Genomic DNA, 17,130 nt, shown 5'->3' with positions numbered 1-17,130 from the left:
GTCAGCCGGCCTTTGCCATCTGCATCAGCGTGACACGGCTCTGCAGCCGGCGCTGTGCCTGGTCGACGACGACGGCGACGATGATGACGAGGCCCTTGATCACCATCTGCCAGAACGAACTCACTCCCATCATCACCAGCCCGTCCGAAAGGATGCCGATTACGAAGGCGCCGACAATGGTGCCGCCGATCGTGCCGCGACCGCCCGACATCGAGGTGCCGCCGAGCACCGCCGCGGCAATGGCGTTGAGCTCGAAGCTCTCTCCGGTCGCCGGATGCGACGCCATCAGCTCCGACGAGATGATCAGCCCGACGATCGCCGCGCAGAAGCCGGAGAACATGTAGACGAACATCTTCACCATATTGACGCGGACACCCGAAATCCGCGCCGCCCGTTCATTGCCACCAACCGCGAAGATGTGGCGGCCGAGCGGGGTGTACTTGGCGAGATAGGCCGCCCCTAGCGCAACGACGAGCAAAATCCAGAGCGCAATCGGCAGGCCGAGCAACCGGCCGGCGCCGAGAAAGCCGAATCCGGTGGTGCCGAGCTCCGGCTTGCCGACGAGATTAGGGAAAGTACGGCCGTCCGACGACAGCAGCGCCAGGCCGCGTGCGACGTAGAGCACGCCGAGCGTGGCAATGAACGGCGCAACGTTGAGCCTGGTGATCAGCAAGCCGTTGACGGCGCCGATCAATATGCCGACGGCAAGCGTGATCAGCGCGATCTCGAAGACGTTGAAATAGATGGTGTAGCCGACCTGCAGGTCGATGCCGTTGAGCACGAGATAGCCGGCCACCATGCCGCACAGGCCGACGATCGAGCCGACCGACAGGTCGATGCCGCCGGTGATGATGACGAAGGTCATGCCCATTGCGAGGAATGCGTTCAGCGCCACATGCTTCGACATCAGGATAAGATTGGCGGCCGATAGGAAATTGGGGGCGGCTATCGAGAAGAATAACAGCACGGCGATCAGCGCGATGAACGTCCTCGCCTTCATCAGCGTCAGCAGGACCGAGCCGCCCGACATGGAGTTGACCGCCGCCTTGGCTGGGATGTCAGTCATGCGTCTTGCTCTCCGTGCGGGACCGGTCCGTGGCCGAAGGCGGAGGCAGCGACGAGTGCGGCCTCCGTCGCCTCGGCGCGGTCGAACATGCCGGTCAGTTTTCCATTGCTCATCACCGCGATGCGGTCGGACAACGCCATCACTTCGTCGAGATCGGAGGTGGCAAACAGAATCCCCAGGCCGTCGCGCGACAGCTTGCGCATGGTGCGGAACACGTCGGCCTTGGCGCCGACGTCGATGCCGCGGCTGGGCTCGTCCATCAACAGCACCTTCGGCCCGGTGAGCAGCGCCTTGCCGATCACCACCTTCTGCTGGTTGCCGCCTGACAGCGACGAGACTTCCTGCGCCGGATCGGCGACCTTGATCGCCAGTTCGCGCACCGTCTGGGTCACCGCCTGTCGTTCGGCGGCACCACGAATGTGGAACAGGCGCACGAACCGCGACAGGCTGGCCAGCGTCAGATTGCTGGCGACGGAGAGGATCGACACCAGCCCTTCGCGCTGGCGGTCTTCGGGGATCAGCGCCAGGCCGCGCCGGATGCGCCGCGTCGTGTCGCGCTCGTGCACTTTTTTGCCGGCAATGAATATCGTGCCCGTCGAATGGCCATGGCGGCCCATGATGCAGTCGAACAGCTCGCTGCGTCCGGCGCCCATCAGGCCATAGATGCCGAGAATTTCGCCGGCGCGCAGCGACAGCGAGACGTGATCGACCGCAAGCCCGCCGGTGACGCGCGGCAGGCAGATGTCCTCGGCGCGGAATATTTCCTCGCCCGGCACATGGCCGTCGGCCTTGGCGAAGTCCTTGGCATCCGAGCCGATCATCTGCCGCACGATCCACTGGGTGTCGACGTCTTTCATCTCCGCCTGGCCGGTGATGCGCCCGTCGCGCAGCACCGTGATGGTGTCGCCGATGCGGATCAGCTCCTCGAGCCGGTGCGAGATGTAGACGATTGCCACGCCGCGTGCCTTGAGGTCGGCAATCACCTTGAACAGGATCTCGACTTCCGCCGCGCTGAGCGCCGAGGTCGGTTCATCCATGATCAGGATGCGCGCATCGAGCGAAACCGCCTTGGCGATCTCGACCAACTGCTGCTGGCCGATGCGCAGATCCTCGACCAGCATGTCGGGCCGGATGCCGGCTTCCAGGCGTTCAAGGAACTCCGCCGCGCGGCGCTCCTGCTCCTTGCGGTCGATCTTGCGGAAGCGGTTGGTGATCTCGCGGGTGGCGAAAATATTTTCGGCGACAGTCAGATTGCCGAACAGATTCAGCTCCTGGAAAACCATGCCGATGCCGTGGCTCACGGCATCCCCGGAAGACGAGAATGAAACCTCCTCGCCGTCCAGCAGGATGCGCCCGAGCGTCGGTTGCTCGACGCCGGCGATGATCTTCATCAGCGTCGATTTGCCGGCTCCGTTTTCGCCGACCAGCACGTTGACCGCGCCTTTGCGCACCTCGAAATTCGCCCGCTTGACCGCGACGGTGCCCGAATAGACTTTCGAGACGTCCTCCAGCTTCAGGATGACATCTTGATCGCCGCTCATGACTTCGGCCCGATCTTTGCCTCCGCCGGCGTCACCAGCGGCAGGTCCTGGCCACTGCCCGGCGTATAGGCGCCAAGTACCTCGACGCTGCGGCCCTCGAGTGCCTCGCGCGGCAGCTTGGAAAGCACGGTCTTGTCGGCATAGGCATTGAAAGCCTTGCCGAACTGGGCGAAGTCGATCTGGTTGGTGAAATCGTTGAACTGGATGAAGTCGAGGCTGTCGCGTAGCGCGGTTCCGCGCATTGCGGGTCCGATCTGCACCCGCGCGTCCGCCTTGCCGTCGCCGTCGGCATCGACGTCCATCGTCGCCGCGCGTGACTGTGTATTGGCTGCCACGACCTTGCCCTCGAGCCGAACGGCGAAGGTCCATGGCGAATTCGCCTGCTTCTTCGGGTTGCCGTATTTGGCGCCGGCAGCGGCGGGATCGGTCTTGGCCAAGGTGTGAACCTCGGCAAACGGCCCGGCCTTCTGCTGCAGATAGGGTATGACTTTCGCCGCCCAGATGTCCGCGACCATCTTGTCGGGATCGAATGCGGAGCCAGTGCCGCCGTTTTCCGCCGACGGCGTCGGCAGGATCTTGCAGGCGGTCAGGCTGCCTATTGCTGCGAGGAACAACGCGACAAGGATCGGCCGGGTCAGCGTGTTGAACATGTCGGCTCGTTCGGCATGGCGGTCAGGAGCACCCAGAGAAATGGAGGCAAGGGCGAAATGGAAGCAAGGGACGAACCGGAGGCTCGTCCCTTGCTGCTTGATGTAACGCCGGCTCAGTTGGTGAGCGCGAACGTCTCCAGCTTGGCGGCATTGTCGCCATTGACCAGGACGCAATCCATCAACTGCTTTTCCTCGGCCGGAGACTTCTTGCTCTTGATGAAGTCGTTGGCCTGCTCGACCGCCATCTGCGCCTGCGCGAAGGCCGGCTGCAGGACTGTCGCCTTGATGCCGCCGGAGGTGATCGAGTCGCGCACGTCGTTCGACCCGTCGAAGCCGACGACGATGACGTCCTTGCGGCCGGCAGCGGCAAGTGCCGCATGAGCGCCCATCGCCATCGTGTCGTTGCCGGAGATCACGCCCTTGATATCGGGATTGGCCTGGAGGATCGATTCCATCTTTGAATAGGCCTCGGTCTGGCTCCAATTGGCCGACTGCTGCGCCACCATCTTCAGGTCCGGATAGTCGTCGATGACGTCGTGGTAACCCTTGGAGCGGATGCCGGCATTGGTGTCGGATTCCTTGCCGACGAGCTCGACGAAATTACCCTTCTCGCCCATCAGCTTGACGAATTCCTGCGCGCCGAGCTGGGCGCCCTGATAATTGTTGGAGACGATCTGCGCGACGGCAACGCCGGTGGCATTGATCTCGCGATCGATCAGGAAGGAAGGAACGCCCGCGTCCTTGGCCTTCTGCACCGCGGCGACGGTGGCGTCGGCGCCGGCATTGTCGAGGATGATCGCCTTGGCGCCGCGGCCAATCGCCGTGTCGATCAATTCGGACTGCTTGTTGGCGTCGTCGTCATGGACGAGCACCAACGCCTCGTAACCGAGTTCCTTGGCCTTGGCCTCCGCGCCGACAGCTTCCGCCTTGAAGAACGGATTGTCGTGCGAGGGCGTGATGATGGCGATCAGATCCGCCGCGTAGGCGGGTGCGGCGGTGCCAAGCGCCAGCAAGCCGGCAAAAGCCGCAAGCGTCATTCTGCGTGTCAGTTTCATGTATTCCTCCCGTTGAAAATCTGTGCCTTGTCCCCAAGGCTATATGCATTCGATTTGGTTAGTCGTAGGCGGCGGGTCGCGTCATATTCACAAGCCCTTGGCCGGCTTCACTTCGACGGATCGCTCCCCCTATCCTCCACTCATCCAGCGCCTGACTCCTGCTGCGAAGCTTGACGGTCCGATCCATCGAACAGCTAAGCCAACTGGTATAATGAGTCAATGACAATTTCAGGTGACATGTTCCGGAGAACGCGTCGCTGCCCTCAAGTGATGCGCTGAATGCTCGCGGCAATCTCCTCCGGCTCGAACACCCGCTTCCAGTCGTCGCGCATCAGCACCGGCTTGCCGAACTCTATCGCCTTGTTGCAGGCGTCGGAGAACACGCCTTTGGTCTCGCCGAAGATGACGGCGCCAAGCACGTTCATATGACCAAGCAGGAAGTCGAGCGCCGCCTGCTTGTCGACCCCGCGCGCCACCACCTCGTCAACGGCCTCCTTCATGACGACGAGCAGCGAAGCGCATACCGTTTCCGAAAGGCCGGGCTCGAGCAGCGCCATCTGATCGACGGTGACGCGATGCGAGCGCATGACCGGGGCCCAGATGATCTTGGCGATCGCCTCACCCTTGGCGAAATCCTCCTCGGGTCCCTGCATCAAGGCGCTGACCATGTGTTGCTTGGCCTTGACGCCGCCGAAATAGTCCTTCTTCGCCGCCATGTCGGTCTCGTCGTTGAAGATCGGCGGATGGCACGGGTGGGTGACGAAATACGTCAGGTCCGGCCGCTTCGGCAAATGCCCGGCGAAAGGTGCCGCGGCGTCGAGCACGACGACCATCGTGCCTGATGCAAGCTTGCTCTCGATGTTCGCCGCGACCTTGCCGATATGCGTGTCCGGCACCGCCAGGATCACCACATCGGCGCCATCAAGCGCCTCATCGGCGCTGACGGCATCGATGCCGAGGCCCGACTTAAGCCGCTCGCGGCCGGCGTCGCTGACCTCGACATGGCGTATCGTATAGGGAGATCCGCGAAAATTGGTCGACAGACGGTAACCCATTTTGCCGCCCGCACCAAACAGCGCAATCGTTGTCATGTGTCCGTTACTCCTGAATTCCAACGATGGCCCTGCCGATCGTCATCCCATTGACTTGTATGCACATTGCCGCCGGTTGGCGGATTAGAGAACGCAGGGGAGCCGCCGCTCAAATGACGATGCCATGGACGATGTCTCGCGCGCCCGGATGTCCAGCACAGCGCAGCTACGCGGAGCATGCTACCTTAGGTACACATTATACCAGCATACCAAATTGGCAAGCGGCCATGGCACGGCTCTGACCACTTGCTCGACCGTCGTTTACCTCCTGTTCAACGGCAAGGAGCGATCATCGCGCTGAACCGCCGATCGGCGGGATGATTCGCAGCCGACAAAGGCCCATGCTCGAAACTTCACTCTACAGCCCGGTCAAGACCTTCCTGGAAGGCCTGGGATTTATGGTCAAGGGCGAGATCGGCGGCTGCGATCTGCTGGCGCTGAGTGCCGACTCTCCGCCGATCGTCGTCATCTGCGAGCTGAAGCTGAAGTTCAACCTCGAACTGGTGCTCCAGGGCGTCGACCGTATGGCGGCGAGCGACGAGGTCTGGCTAGCGGCATGCATGTCGGCCCGTGGCAAGGGCCGTGAGAGCGATGTGAGATACCGCAATCTCTGCCGTCGGCTCGGCTTTGGCCTGCTTGGCGTGCGACCGAACGGCGAGGTTCAGGTGCTGCTCAGCCCGACGGCATTGGCTCCGCGTCGGGACCCCCGGCGCCGCTCGAAGCTGATCGACGAACATCGGCGTCGGCAGGGAGATCCTGTCGCCGGCGGCGGCTCGCGTGCGCCGATCATGACCGCCTATCGCCAGCAGGCACTGGCATGCGCCGCAGCACTCGCCGACGGCCCAAAGCGGCCGCGTGACTTGAAGCCCAAGCTGCCGAACGCGCCCAAGATTCTGCTGCACAATGTGTATCGCTGGTTCGCGCGCACCGATCGCGGGATCTACGAACTGACCGCTCAGGGCCGTGAGGCGTTGCAGCGCTGGCCGCAGCCCGATCGCAGCCACACCGCTGCCTGAGACAGGCAACGCCGGATTTCGCGCCCTGCTTTCCGCGACAATCACGGCTTTCGGCAAGACATCACCTCGTCACGGAACCATATTTCGACACGATGGTTTTGTCGTCACCGAATTGATCGTCCGCTGAGCAAACGGAAGGAACGGCCATGCGCCTATCGACGACAATTGCCACACTTTCGGCGCTGGCCCTTGCCTCGCCGGTCTATGCGCAATCCGTGGCACCAGAGCTTGCCCCTGTCCCGCCGACGGCCCCGCAAACCCTGCCAGAGCAAGCCACGCCCGAAGGGACCACTCCCGACCAGGCTACACCTGACCAAGCCTTCTCCGCCCAGAATTTCACCGCTGTGACAATCGTGGCGATGGAGGATCTGCCTCCTGAAATCAAGGCACAGGCGGAGGCCGTCGTCACCCAGACCAGCGCCGAGGATTTGCGCATCCTGCAAAGTTCGATCGACGCATCGCCGCAGGCGGCATCGGCGTTGGCGGCGAACGGGCTTAATTCCACGCAGGTCGTCGCAGCTAATATCGACGGCGACGGCACCCTGACGCTGATCATCCAGACGACGACGTGAGCGGCTGAAAGCGGACAAGCCGGCTCCGGCACGGAACCAAAGCCCGCTTGATCGCGGAGGACTGTCATGGCCGAGGCTGCAGTTCGCAACTTCACCATCAATTTCGGGCCACAACATCCCTCCGCTCACGGCGTCCTGCGGCTGGTGCTCGAACTCGACGGCGAGATCGTGGAACGCGCCGATCCCCATATCGGCCTGCTGCATCGCGGCACCGAAAAGCTCATCGAGTACAAGAACTACCTGCAGGCCTTGCCCTATTTCGACCGGCTCGACTACGTCGCGCCGATGAACCAGGAGCATGCATTCTGTCTCGCCGCCGAGAAGCTCCTCGAAATATCGGTTCCGAAACGCGGACAGCTCATCCGCGTGCTTTTCTGCGAAATAGGCCGGCTGTTATCGCACCTCCTCAACGTCACCACGCAAGCCATGGACATCGGCGCGCTGACGCCGCCGCTCTGGGGTTTCGCCGAGCGCGAGAAGCTGATGGTCTTTTATGAGCGCGCGTCCGGCGCCCGCATGCACGCGAATTATTTCAGGGTCGGCGGCGTGCATCAGGATCTGCCGCCGGAACTCCTAGACGACATCTGGAAGTTCTGTGATCCGTTCCTCAAGGTCTGCGACAATCTCGAAGAGCTGTTGACCGAGAACCGCATCTTCAAGCAGCGCAATGTCGATGTCGGGGTGATCGGCCTCGATGATGCCTGGGCCTGGGGCTTTTCCGGCGTGATGGTGCGCGGATCGGGCGCGTCCTGGGACCTGCGCAAGGCGCAGCCATACGAATGCTATTCGGAGATGGATTTCGATATCCCAGTCGGCAAGCATGGCGACTGCTACGACCGCTATCTCGTCCGCATGGAGGAAATGCGCCAGTCGGTCCGGATCATGCGGCAATGTCTGGAAAAGTTGCGCTCACCAGAAGGCCAGGGACCGGTCGCGATTCCGAGCCACAAGATCACGCCGCCGCCGCGTGCCACGATGAAGCGCTCGATGGAAGCGACGATCCACCACTTCAAACTTTATACCGAAGGCATTCGCGTGCCGAGCGGTGAAGTCTATGCCGCCGTCGAGGCGCCGAAGGGTGAATTCGGCGTCTACCTCGTGTCGGACGGGGGCAACGTTCCCTACCGATGCAAGATCCGCGCACCTTCCTTCGCCCACCTGCAAGCGATGGATTTCCTGTCCCGAGGCCATATGATCGCCGATGTTGCCGCGATCATCGGCTCGCTCGACATCGTGTTCGGAGAAATCGATCGCTAGTTTAGCCAGGTCGCAGGATCTTCCCCGATCGCAGGATCATTCGTCGTTAGTAGCCGCGCAGGCAGGCCTGGACGGCGCTCGACCACCGGTCAGACGAAGGCTCTCACCTGTGGCGGGCCAGCTCAAATTCTCACATCAAAGACGGACGCATGGCCGCGACAAGGCGCAGCCAAGCGTCAAGGAGTTTCACAATCTGCGCGGCCCGACGGCGCACGAGCCCTTCCAAGTTCGGAAGCGCTCTCCACGGCGCGGAAAGAACGCGTGTTCCGCCGTTCCTCGTACCGCCTCAATGCACGATCAAGCCCTTCATCCAGGCAACAAATCTGTTGCCGCGAACTATCCCGCGCACCCTGGCAGCGGCCCATCTCGCTTGCATCGTAGCGCCGACATGGCAATGGCAGACGATTTGGTGCAACTGCCGGTCGCTCAGTTCGAAGAAGCGCTTTGCCTCACCATAGGTATCATCGCTGAGGCCCATGGCACGCAGAACCGGATCCTCGAAGGCGACAGTGAGCGGCGTCCCAGCGCCACGCGATCTGTCGCGCGCTTCCCTGTTCATATATTCGGTGCCTGGAAGCGCCCCAAGGCATCGCGTCGGGTTTTGTTCGAGAAGTTCCGCCCAACGTTCAATCCGCTGGGTTCGAGTCATCGCCGGATACGCCGCGAAGGACTCAACTTCCGCGACGGCCTGCAGTTGGTCGAGTGTTTGATGTTTCATGGTCGGCTCCTGTCGACAGGTGAATTCGCCCACGCCTATATGAGCAATTATCGCGCCATGGAGCGCTGACAAGGCCGGACCGCCGCAACATGAGGCGTACGGATCACCTGCCCGGTGAAGCGGCGCTCGAATTCCGACGCGCCCCCGCCTGTGTTCGATGTCGACCCGTTAACCGAACCCGTTTCCGGACAGGAACTTTTGCGGAAGCTTGCCGTTTGGCTTTGCGTCCGCTTCGGCGGCTGCAATATCAATCTTGAAAGCAATTCCGTTGGACACGAAGCCTCAACGCGTCGAGCAAGACGTCGAGCCTGTAAATGAAACCCGGGAGCAACCGGCCCCTGTTCGAGAATCTCGTGAGCGATCGGCAGAGCCCCGGCAGGAAAAACCCGACGGGAATGCCTCGCAACGAAAGGCCGGTCTGCTCGGCTTTCTCAGGCGCCATCCCTATGCGGCCGCAGCCATCGCGCTTGCGCTGTTGCTCGTCGTGGCAGGCATCGCGATCTGGTGGCTGAACGCTCGCCAGTACGAATCGACCGACGACGCCTTCATAGATGCGCGCATAGTGACGATCGGTGCGCAAATAGCCGGCCGCATTACCGAGCTGGCGGTTACCGACAATCAGCACGTACAGGCGGGCGATGTCCTCCTGCGTATCGACGACAGCGACTATCAGGCAAACCTGAAGCAGGCCGACGCCGGCGTCGCCGCGGCCGAGGCCGAAATCGTCAATGTCGCCGCGCAGATCGAGGCTCAAAAAGCAAAGGTAAACGCTGCCCAGAGGCAGGTTGCACAGGCCAAGGCAGCGCTGGATTTCGCCAAGGCCGAGGATCAACGCAATCGCGAACTCCTGGCCAGGGGCACAGCAACGCAGCAGCAGGCGCAGCAGGCGGCATCGACGTTGCGTCAGGACCAGGCCGCGCTGGACAGCGCCGAGGCCAATGTCGCCTCCGCAAAAAGCCAGGTTTCGGTCTTGCAGGCACAGGCCAGGAGCGCTGAGGCGCGGCTCGAGCAGACAAAGGCCAGCCAGGAGCAAGCCCGCACGACGCTGTCGCGCACGACTATCACAGCACCCGCAGCCGGGCGCGCAACGAGCATTTCCGCCGCTAAGGGCACCTACGCCCAACCCGGCCAGGTATTGATGATGTTCGTTCCCGACGAGGTCTGGGTGAAGGCCAATTTCAAGGAGACGCAGCTCGATCTGATGCGGCAGGGACAGCCGGTCGACATCGACATCGACGCCTACCCGGACAAGTCCTTCCATGGTCGCGTCGACAGTATTCAGGCCGGCAGCGGCACCGCCTTCAGCCTCCTGCCGGCCGAAAATGCCACCGGCAATTTCGTCAAGGTGGTACAGCGCGTGCCGGTCAAGATCGTCTTCGACAAGCCGCCGGATGTGCTTCTCGGGCCGGGCCTGTCGGTGGTGCCGACGGTCAAGGTGCGATGAGCGGCGAAACCGCCAGAAATCAGGGTGAAAGCCGATCCGCCGCCGGGACGCACAATCCCTGGCTTATCGCCGTCGTCGTCTCCATCGCCACTTTCATGCTGGTGCTCGACACCTCGATCGCCAATGTCGCCCTGCGCAACATCGCCGGCAGCCTGGCGGCCGGAATGGACGAAAGCACCTGGGTGATTACCACCTATCTCGTTGCCAACTCGGTGATCATCCCGGTCAGCGGCTGGCTGGCAAGCGTCATCGGCCGCAAGCGCTACTACATGCTCTGCGTTGCGACCTTTACCGTCGCGTCGCTGCTGTGCGGACTGGCGCCCAACCTGGAACTGCTCATCCTGTTCAGGGTCCTTCAGGGACTCGGCGGCGGCGGCATGGCGCCAAGCGAGCAATCGATCCTTGCCGATACCTTTCCGCCAGAAAAGCGCTCGCAGGCCTTCGCGCTTTACGGCATTGCCGTCATCGTCGCACCGACGGTCGGGCCGACGATCGGCGGCTGGCTGACCGACCATTTCTCCTGGCACTGGATCTTCTTCATCAACGTGCCGTTCGGCATCCTGTCGCTGGCCCTGGTGCAATGGCTGTTGGTCGAACCGGACGTACTCGAACGCGAACGCAAGGAACGGCTGAGAGGCGGCCTGAAGATCGACGGGATCGGGTTCGTCCTGGTAGCGACGGCATTGGGGTGCCTGGAGATTTTTCTCGACCGGGGCCAGCGCTACGATTGGTTCGCCTCGGATTTCATCACCACTTTCGCAGTGATTTCCGCGATCGCGTTCCTGCTGCTTGTCCCATGGGAACTCAGTCGCAGCGATCCGGTCGTCGACATGCGCCTATTATTCACGCGCCAGTTCGGCACGGCGTTCCTGGTCATGATGGCGGTCGGTGCTATCCTGTTCAGCACCACCCAGATCGTGCCTCAGCTGCAGCAGACGACATTTGCCTACACCGCGACGCTCTCGGGCCTTTCGATGATGCCGGGCGGCATCGCCATGCTGATCTTGATGCCGGTGTCCGGATTTGTAGGCAGCATCGTGCAGCCCAGATATCTGATCATGATGGGCATGTCGGTGGTCGCAGTGGCCCTTTGGCATATGACCTCGCTTACTCCGGACGCCAGCTTCCGCTTCTTTGCCTTTGCCCGTGTTTTCCTGATGGTCGGGCTGCCGTTCCTGTTCATTCCCATCTCGACCGCGGCCTATGTCGGCCTGCCCCCGCAGAAGACCAACCAGGCATCTGCGCTGATCAACGTTGCACGCAATATCGGCGGCAGCATCGGCGTCTCGCTGTCCAACACCGTCATTGCGCAAAGCTCCCAGATCCATCAATCGAATCTGGTCGGCCACACCGTGCAGTCGTCGCCCGCCTATCAGCAGGTGCTTCGGCAGGCGACCGAGCATTTCGTCGCCCAGGGTTCGCCAATGGTCGAGGCGAAGCAGCAGGCGATCGCCTGGCTTGGTCAGTTGATCGCTCGCCAGGCCACGCTGCTCGCCTATGTCGATGTCTTCCGCTACTGCGCGGTGGCAACCGCCCTGCTCGTTCCGCTGGCGCTGCTGCTGCGGTCAAGCAAGTCAGGCGGCAGCCAGCCGAATCCGGAGATGGGCTGACCCGCAGGCGCGACGGTGTAGTTCCAAAAACGGGCAAGCCGGGAACCAGCTGACCCATTGCGTTGTTCTGCGCCAAGAGGAGATGATCACGATGGCCACTATTCCCACACCCGAGCCAATGCCGACCCCGGTGCCGCCGCCTCCCATCCCCGATCCCAAGCCCGTGCGTGAGCCGGACCCCGACAGGCTCCCCGACGAGGACCCCATTCCCAATCCGGATGAAAACGATATTCCGCCGAAGCGGGCGTTCAACATCTAGCCTATTAGATTTCGAGCACAGCGTAGGGGCGGCCGGTCGGCTTGGCGACATGCATGGCAACGTTATAGACCGACGCCCCGCCCGGTGTGCGGCCCTCGTAGGCGCCGCGATGCGCATGACCATGCACCACCGCACTGACCTGGAACCGGTCTATTGTTTCGGCCAGGCGTGACGAACCGAGAAACGGGAAGATCTCCAGCGGCTCGCCTTCGACCGTCTCGACGACAGGCGCGTAGTGAAGAACGACAAGCGTGCGTTTGGCGCGGACCTGCCGCATCGCGTTTTCAAGCCGCATCGCTTCGTTCACGCTTTCCGCCACCATCGACTTGATGGCCGGTTCGCCGAAGGAGCCGAGCATGCGCGATCCAAAACCGCCAACGAAACCCTTGACCCCGACGAACCCGACCTCGTGAATCTCCGTCGCCTCGCCATCGAGCAGATGAACGCCCGCCTGGCGCAGAATGTCCGTGACCTGCTCGACGGCGCCTGACTCATAGTCGTGGTTGCCAAGTACGGCGACGACCGGGATCGTGCAGGCACGCAGTTCCTCGGCAAGGATTTCGGCCTCCCGAGGCTTGCCGAGATTGGTAAGGTCGCCGGTCAGCACGAGAACCTGGGCTTCGCGCGACATCTCGCCGAAAAGATCGCGGTACGACGCCTGGTCCTCCTTGCCGACATGCAGATCGCCGATGGCGGCAATCTTGAGTGTGCCGCCGTTTTCCGCCTTTGCCGAAGCAGGTTTGAGTTCGTCAGCCATCGCTATATTCTCCTTCACCGCCGACGTCGGCAAAGCCCCATTCCTTGACGTCGATCTCATAGTCGGTTCGTGAAAGCATGCGCCCGCGGCAGATCCGCATCCGGGAGGGCGGCAGTTCGCGCTGTTTGGCCAGCCGGTCGAGCAATTCGTCGAGCAGCCACGCCGGCACACGGTCTCGCTCCGTCGGATAGATCCATCGGAAGTTCAAGAGATGCATCAGCAAGACTTCCCAATGGACTTCCATGTAGGAAAGCAGCCTTTGCCAATCGATCTGGTCGTGCGCCTTGAGGATGGTGTGCGCGACGTCGGCGCCATCGTGGCGGCGGCGGTCCTGGATGAAACTTTTGGACCAGATAAGCTCGGTTGGGCCGATGATCCGCACCTGGCTGCCCAGCAATTCGCCCTGACGGGCGTGCTCCAGCCACAGGTCGTCGACGGGCATTGTGCCGTTCATCGAGGCGAAAATGACGTCGAAAAAATGCGTCCCCTTGAACACTTTGCCGAGCCACCGGTCGTCCTCGACCACGACGGCGTAACCGATCCGCTTGAAATGGGCGAGGATGCGCGGGCAGTCGCCGGCCTTGCAGAAAATATCGAGATCCTTGGTCAGGCGGGTGATCCCGGTATAGGCGCTTACGGCATAGGTGCCGGCGACGAGAAAGGGGATGCCGGTCGTGACAAGCTCGCGGATCGCCTCGATATAAAAGACCTCCGCTTCGGCATTGCGAGGCGTCGGGGCGGCTTTTGGATCGACCGACGGAACGGATGCCGGGATGGCGCTTTCCGGTGGGGGATTAATGATCATAGCTATGGCTCCTGGCCCGGCAGACCAGCAGCCGCCTGTATCTAATAGCCAAGCACGCCCGATGGTTCCCGCCGTTACGCGGCACTGCCGCTCCCGCCGCTGCATCAGGCGAACACATCGCCGTCGCAGGCCTTCGAAGCGGTCATGGCTGTCGCCGTCGCGGCAGTGATGAAAAGACATGCGACCGGTTATTTTGGCGTCAGGATCGCAGTGCAATCAGCCTCAAGCCCGTCGAGGCGGAGTAGGCCCGCTATCATCCTCAGGTCCGGAAAGGATTGGCTTCAACATGGTTCCGGAGCTGTCGGAGGCGCTGCGCACCCGGCGCAACAGCCCTTTCAGCGCCCGTAGCCAAACCGACTCTGTTTTCCGGAACGCTGCAGGCGGCGTGGCGAAAAGGCCATTCTCCATTTTGTAGTTCCTCACAGTCTCAGTCCAAATCAGCGTTCTTCAACGAGCAAAGCTTATGTTGGTTCCGCGTCGCCATCGGCGGGAGCACGGGCTGGACGGGGCGAGGCCATCATTGGCAGGTTCGAGCAGGCTAGCCTTCTGCAGCGAGATCAGCGCCTCGCGAGATCAGCTTCGGCGATCAAGTGGCGGAATTCAGCTACCAGCCGGCGGGATTCGGCTCGTATCCTGATGCGCCGGCTCTGGACACGACCCGCGAAGGCTGAAATTGTGATCGCATTTCCAGTTGCAAATTTGGTTGGGCTCGGCGGGGATGGCGCTGGTTTCTGAAGACATTGCCCGCCATCCGGCGCTGCGTCGCCATGTCCAGGCTCAGTCGCGGACGCTTCTCCAGACCTATGAAGCGAACCCGCGGCTGGCCTCCGTATTCGCCACCCAACAACGTTGGCTGATGGCCCATATCGGCCTTGCCTTGTATTTCAATCGAGAGCCGGACGATCATCGCAAGGGACTTACGTCCGCACGGTTCATGGACGACATCTGCCGGCATTCGGTGGCCAGCCGCAACACCGCCGACGCCTTCCTGAAGGAGATGCTGCATTACGGCTTCATCCCGCATCTGCCGATCAAATATGGGCGCATCCGCCCCTTTGAGCCGACCGCGGGCACTCTGGAGACGGTTGCCGGCTGGGTCATGGCTCATCTCAGAACGCTGGACAGCCTGGACAGCCTGGACAGCGGATTTCGACTGGCTGCATTCGTCGCACAACCGGACATGCTCGCCAAACTGCAGCCGCTGGTGGCCGACGGCCTGATTTCGTCGCATGCCGTGCGGGAGCCGAGACAGACCTTTTCCTTGTTCACCTGGCTCGACAATGGCGGCATCGTCATGGATTGGCTGATGTCCGGCGTCGACCCCGATCATGCCGACCTGGACCGAATCCCGACCGGTGTCGTCTCAATCGGAGATTTCGCGAACTGGCTCAAGCTTTCCCGGACCCACCTGTCACGCAAATTGGGCGATGCCGAAGAACTCGGCAGCGTCGGCTGGTTGGGCCAGCGCGGTCACTCGGTCATGTGGGTGTCGAGCGAGTTCTATCAGGAATACATGACCGCCCAGGCGGTCAAGCTCGCCATCATCGATGCAGCCTTCGATAACTGTGTTGTAACTTCGCAAGCCAGCTGAACCGCGAGCCGACCGCCGTCGTGGCAGCCTTGGCGCCGCCGCGACGGAGGTCCGGCATTTCAATCGATGTCGAACGACACGCCCTGCGCAAGCGGCAGCGCCTTGGAATAATTCACCGTATTGGTGGCGCGCCGCATATAGGCCTTCCAGGCATCGGAGCCGCTCTCGCGGCCGCCGCCGGTTTCCTTCTCGCCACCGAAGGCACCGCCGATCTCGGCCCCTGACGTGCCTATATTGACGTTGGCGATACCGCAGTCCGATCCGTCGACGCTAAGAAAGCGCTCGGATTCCTGCAGGTCGCGGGTAAAGATCGAGGATGACAGCCCCGCTCCCACCGCATTGTGTTCTTCTAGCACGGTGTCGAAGTCCGAATATTTCATCACATAGAGGATGGGCGCGAAGGTTTCCTCCGTCACCGGCGAAACCTGCCGCGGCATTTCGACCAGCGCCGGACGCACATAGTAGGCGTCGGGGTGACCGTTCTCGACCCGCATTCCGCCGGTTATCTTACCGCCATGCGAAGCCGCCTCCTCCAGCGCCTTCTGCATATTCTCGTAGGCAGCCTTGTCGATCAGCGGGCCAACCAGAGCGCTTGTCTCCAGCGGATTGCCGACCGAGACGCTCTCATAAGCCTTCTTCAGGCGCGGAACGAGCTGGTCATAGACGCTCTCATGCACGAACAGGCGCCTGAGCGTCGTGCAGCGCTGGCCGGCCGTGCCCATGGCGCCGAAGGCGATAGCGCGGAGCGCCATGTCCAGATCGGCCGTCGGGCAGACGATGCCGGCATTGTTGCCGCCGAGCTCCAGCACGGCACGAGCAAAGCGCTTCGCCAGCCGTGGGCCGACATCCCTGCCCATGCGCGTCGAGCCGGTGGCCGAGACCAGCGGCACCCTGGGATGATCGACCAGGATCTCGCCGACGGCGCGATCGCCGATCAGCACGGGCGCCAGTCCCTGCGGCGCGTCAGCACCGAAACGCTTTACCGCGCGTGCAAAAATCGCCTCACAGGCGAGCGCCGTCAGCGGTGTCTTCTCCGACGGCTTCCACACCACCGCGTCGCCGCAGACCAGCGCAAGTGCTGCGTTCCACGACCACACCGCGACCGGAAAGTTGAAGGCCGAGATGACGCCTACGACGCCGAGCGGATGCCAGGTCTCCATCATGCGATGGCCGGGACGCTCGGTGGCGATGGTCAGGCCGTACAATTGCCGGGAAAGACCGACGGCGAAATCGCAGATGTCGATCATCTCCTGCACTTCGCCAAGACCTTCGGATGGGATCTTGCCGACTTCGATCGATACCAACCGGCCAAGCTCGGCCTTGTGTGTGCGCAATTCCTCGCCGAGCAGCCGCACCAGTTCGCCACGCTTGGGAGCTGGCACCTGCCGCCACGCCAGGAAAGCTCTGTGGGCATTGTCGATGGTCGTTGCCGCATCGGCCGGCGAGATGGTCTTCAGCGCGGCGATCTGCTCGCCGGTCACCGGGCTGCGCACGATAAGATCGCCGCCCGTAAGCGCGCGCTCGGCAACGCCCAGTTTCGCCAGAAGCCCGGCCGTTTCCTTCGCAATCGTCATTTTCATCCCTTTCAGATTCCGTCGCTCATATGGCGTCGGTCCAAGCCTTGCGCCAAACCCACTCCCTGCCGGTCGGCACACCAGGCGCTGTCATGGCGTGGCATTACGCGTTTCAGGGAGAAAT

General features: G+C 62.3%; 16 protein-coding genes. 7 read left to right on the top strand and 9 right to left on the bottom strand.

The features are described from left to right. Position 1: 1 nt before the first annotated feature. From NKH99_RS04340 to NKH99_RS04320, 5 genes are all read right to left on the bottom strand, one after another. Positions 2 to 1,066, bottom strand: coding sequence for an ABC transporter permease (locus NKH99_RS04340; RefSeq protein ID WP_353012817.1), 1,065 nt, complete (start codon positions 1,064 to 1,066; stop codon positions 2 to 4). Continuing rightward, on the bottom strand, positions 1,063 to 2,607 hold the full coding sequence (locus tag NKH99_RS04335) for a sugar ABC transporter ATP-binding protein (RefSeq protein WP_353012814.1): 1,545 nt from the start codon (positions 2,605 to 2,607) through the stop codon (positions 1,063 to 1,065). Before NKH99_RS04335 ends, NKH99_RS04340 begins: the two co-directional genes overlap by 4 nt. Further along, positions 2,604 to 3,257, bottom strand: a complete 654-nt coding sequence (locus tag NKH99_RS04330) for a DUF2291 family protein (RefSeq protein WP_352682588.1) — start codon at positions 3,255 to 3,257, stop codon at positions 2,604 to 2,606. The genes NKH99_RS04335 and NKH99_RS04330 overlap by 4 nt, the downstream gene beginning before the upstream one ends. A gap of 113 nt (positions 3,258 to 3,370) precedes the next feature. Further along, on the bottom strand, positions 3,371 to 4,312 hold the full coding sequence (locus NKH99_RS04325) for a D-ribose ABC transporter substrate-binding protein (protein WP_353012811.1): 942 nt from the start codon (positions 4,310 to 4,312) through the stop codon (positions 3,371 to 3,373). 263 nt (positions 4,313 to 4,575) lie between these two features. Then, entirely contained in the window at positions 4,576 to 5,403 is an 828-nt protein-coding gene (locus NKH99_RS04320; RefSeq protein WP_352469587.1) for a phosphogluconate dehydrogenase C-terminal domain-containing protein, read from the bottom strand. 341 nt (positions 5,404 to 5,744) lie between these two features. Here NKH99_RS04320 and NKH99_RS04315 point away from each other — a divergent pair, with 341 nt between their 5' ends. The 3 genes from NKH99_RS04315 (at position 5,745) to NKH99_RS04305 (ending at position 8,248) form a co-directional block, all read left to right on the top strand. Continuing rightward, positions 5,745 to 6,419 carry a DUF2161 domain-containing phosphodiesterase gene (locus NKH99_RS04315; RefSeq protein ID WP_352488814.1) on the top strand — a complete coding sequence of 225 codons (675 nt, stop codon included), beginning with the start codon at positions 5,745 to 5,747 and terminating at the stop codon, positions 6,417 to 6,419. A gap of 146 nt (positions 6,420 to 6,565) precedes the next feature. Then, positions 6,566 to 6,991 carry a hypothetical protein gene (locus NKH99_RS04310; protein WP_352469585.1) on the top strand — a complete coding sequence of 142 codons (426 nt, stop codon included), beginning with the start codon at positions 6,566 to 6,568 and terminating at the stop codon, positions 6,989 to 6,991. A gap of 66 nt (positions 6,992 to 7,057) precedes the next feature. Continuing rightward, the gene (locus NKH99_RS04305) at positions 7,058 to 8,248 is read left to right on the top strand and encodes an NADH-quinone oxidoreductase subunit D (RefSeq protein ID WP_352501918.1); all 1,191 of its coding nucleotides are present in this window, start codon (positions 7,058 to 7,060) and stop codon (positions 8,246 to 8,248) included. Positions 8,249 to 8,534: 286 nt separating this feature from the next. Here NKH99_RS04305 and NKH99_RS04300 read toward each other — a convergent pair whose 3' ends face one another. Then, positions 8,535 to 8,966: a hypothetical protein gene (locus NKH99_RS04300; RefSeq protein WP_023675469.1), complete on the bottom strand. Its 432-nt coding sequence runs from the start codon at positions 8,964 to 8,966 to the stop codon at positions 8,535 to 8,537. A gap of 484 nt (positions 8,967 to 9,450) precedes the next feature. Here NKH99_RS04300 and NKH99_RS04295 point away from each other — a divergent pair, with 484 nt between their 5' ends. The 3 genes from NKH99_RS04295 to NKH99_RS04285 all read left to right on the top strand — a co-directional run bounded on the left by NKH99_RS04295 (position 9,451) and on the right by NKH99_RS04285 (position 12,279). After that, a complete protein-coding gene (locus NKH99_RS04295; RefSeq protein WP_353013114.1) occupies positions 9,451 to 10,410 on the top strand; it encodes an HlyD family secretion protein in 960 nt (319 codons plus the stop codon). Further along, the gene (locus NKH99_RS04290) at positions 10,407 to 12,020 is read left to right on the top strand and encodes a DHA2 family efflux MFS transporter permease subunit (protein ID WP_353012806.1); all 1,614 of its coding nucleotides are present in this window, start codon (positions 10,407 to 10,409) and stop codon (positions 12,018 to 12,020) included. Before NKH99_RS04295 ends, NKH99_RS04290 begins: the two co-directional genes overlap by 4 nt. A 91-nt stretch (positions 12,021 to 12,111) precedes the next feature. Next, a complete protein-coding gene (locus NKH99_RS04285; protein WP_352448160.1) occupies positions 12,112 to 12,279 on the top strand; it encodes a hypothetical protein in 168 nt (55 codons plus the stop codon). A gap of 4 nt (positions 12,280 to 12,283) precedes the next feature. Here NKH99_RS04285 and NKH99_RS04280 read toward each other — a convergent pair whose 3' ends face one another. After that, positions 12,284 to 13,036 (bottom strand): metallophosphoesterase family protein, encoded by a 753-nt coding sequence (locus tag NKH99_RS04280; protein ID WP_352488808.1) that lies wholly within the window; start codon positions 13,034 to 13,036, stop codon positions 12,284 to 12,286. After that, on the bottom strand, positions 13,029 to 13,841 hold the full coding sequence (locus NKH99_RS04275) for a nucleotidyltransferase family protein (RefSeq protein WP_352539322.1): 813 nt from the start codon (positions 13,839 to 13,841) through the stop codon (positions 13,029 to 13,031). The genes NKH99_RS04280 and NKH99_RS04275 overlap by 8 nt, the downstream gene beginning before the upstream one ends. Positions 13,842 to 14,559: 718 nt before the next feature. On the opposite strand from NKH99_RS04275, the gene NKH99_RS04270 reads away from it, so the two are divergent. After that, entirely contained in the window at positions 14,560 to 15,432 is an 873-nt protein-coding gene (locus NKH99_RS04270) for a hypothetical protein (protein WP_353012802.1), read from the top strand. Positions 15,433 to 15,491: 59 nt separating this feature from the next. Here NKH99_RS04270 and amaB read toward each other — a convergent pair whose 3' ends face one another. Beyond that, on the bottom strand, positions 15,492 to 17,006 hold the full coding sequence (gene amaB, locus NKH99_RS04265) for an L-piperidine-6-carboxylate dehydrogenase (protein ID WP_352501921.1): 1,515 nt from the start codon (positions 17,004 to 17,006) through the stop codon (positions 15,492 to 15,494). Positions 17,007 to 17,130 lie beyond the last annotated feature (124 nt).

Source organism: Mesorhizobium sp. M0854, from assembly GCF_040319815.1.
In the GTDB taxonomy this organism is placed as follows: Bacteria; Pseudomonadota; Alphaproteobacteria; order Rhizobiales; family Rhizobiaceae; genus Mesorhizobium.
Note: the sequence above shows the minus strand (reverse complement) of the source record. Positions and strands in the feature narration are given on the sequence as shown.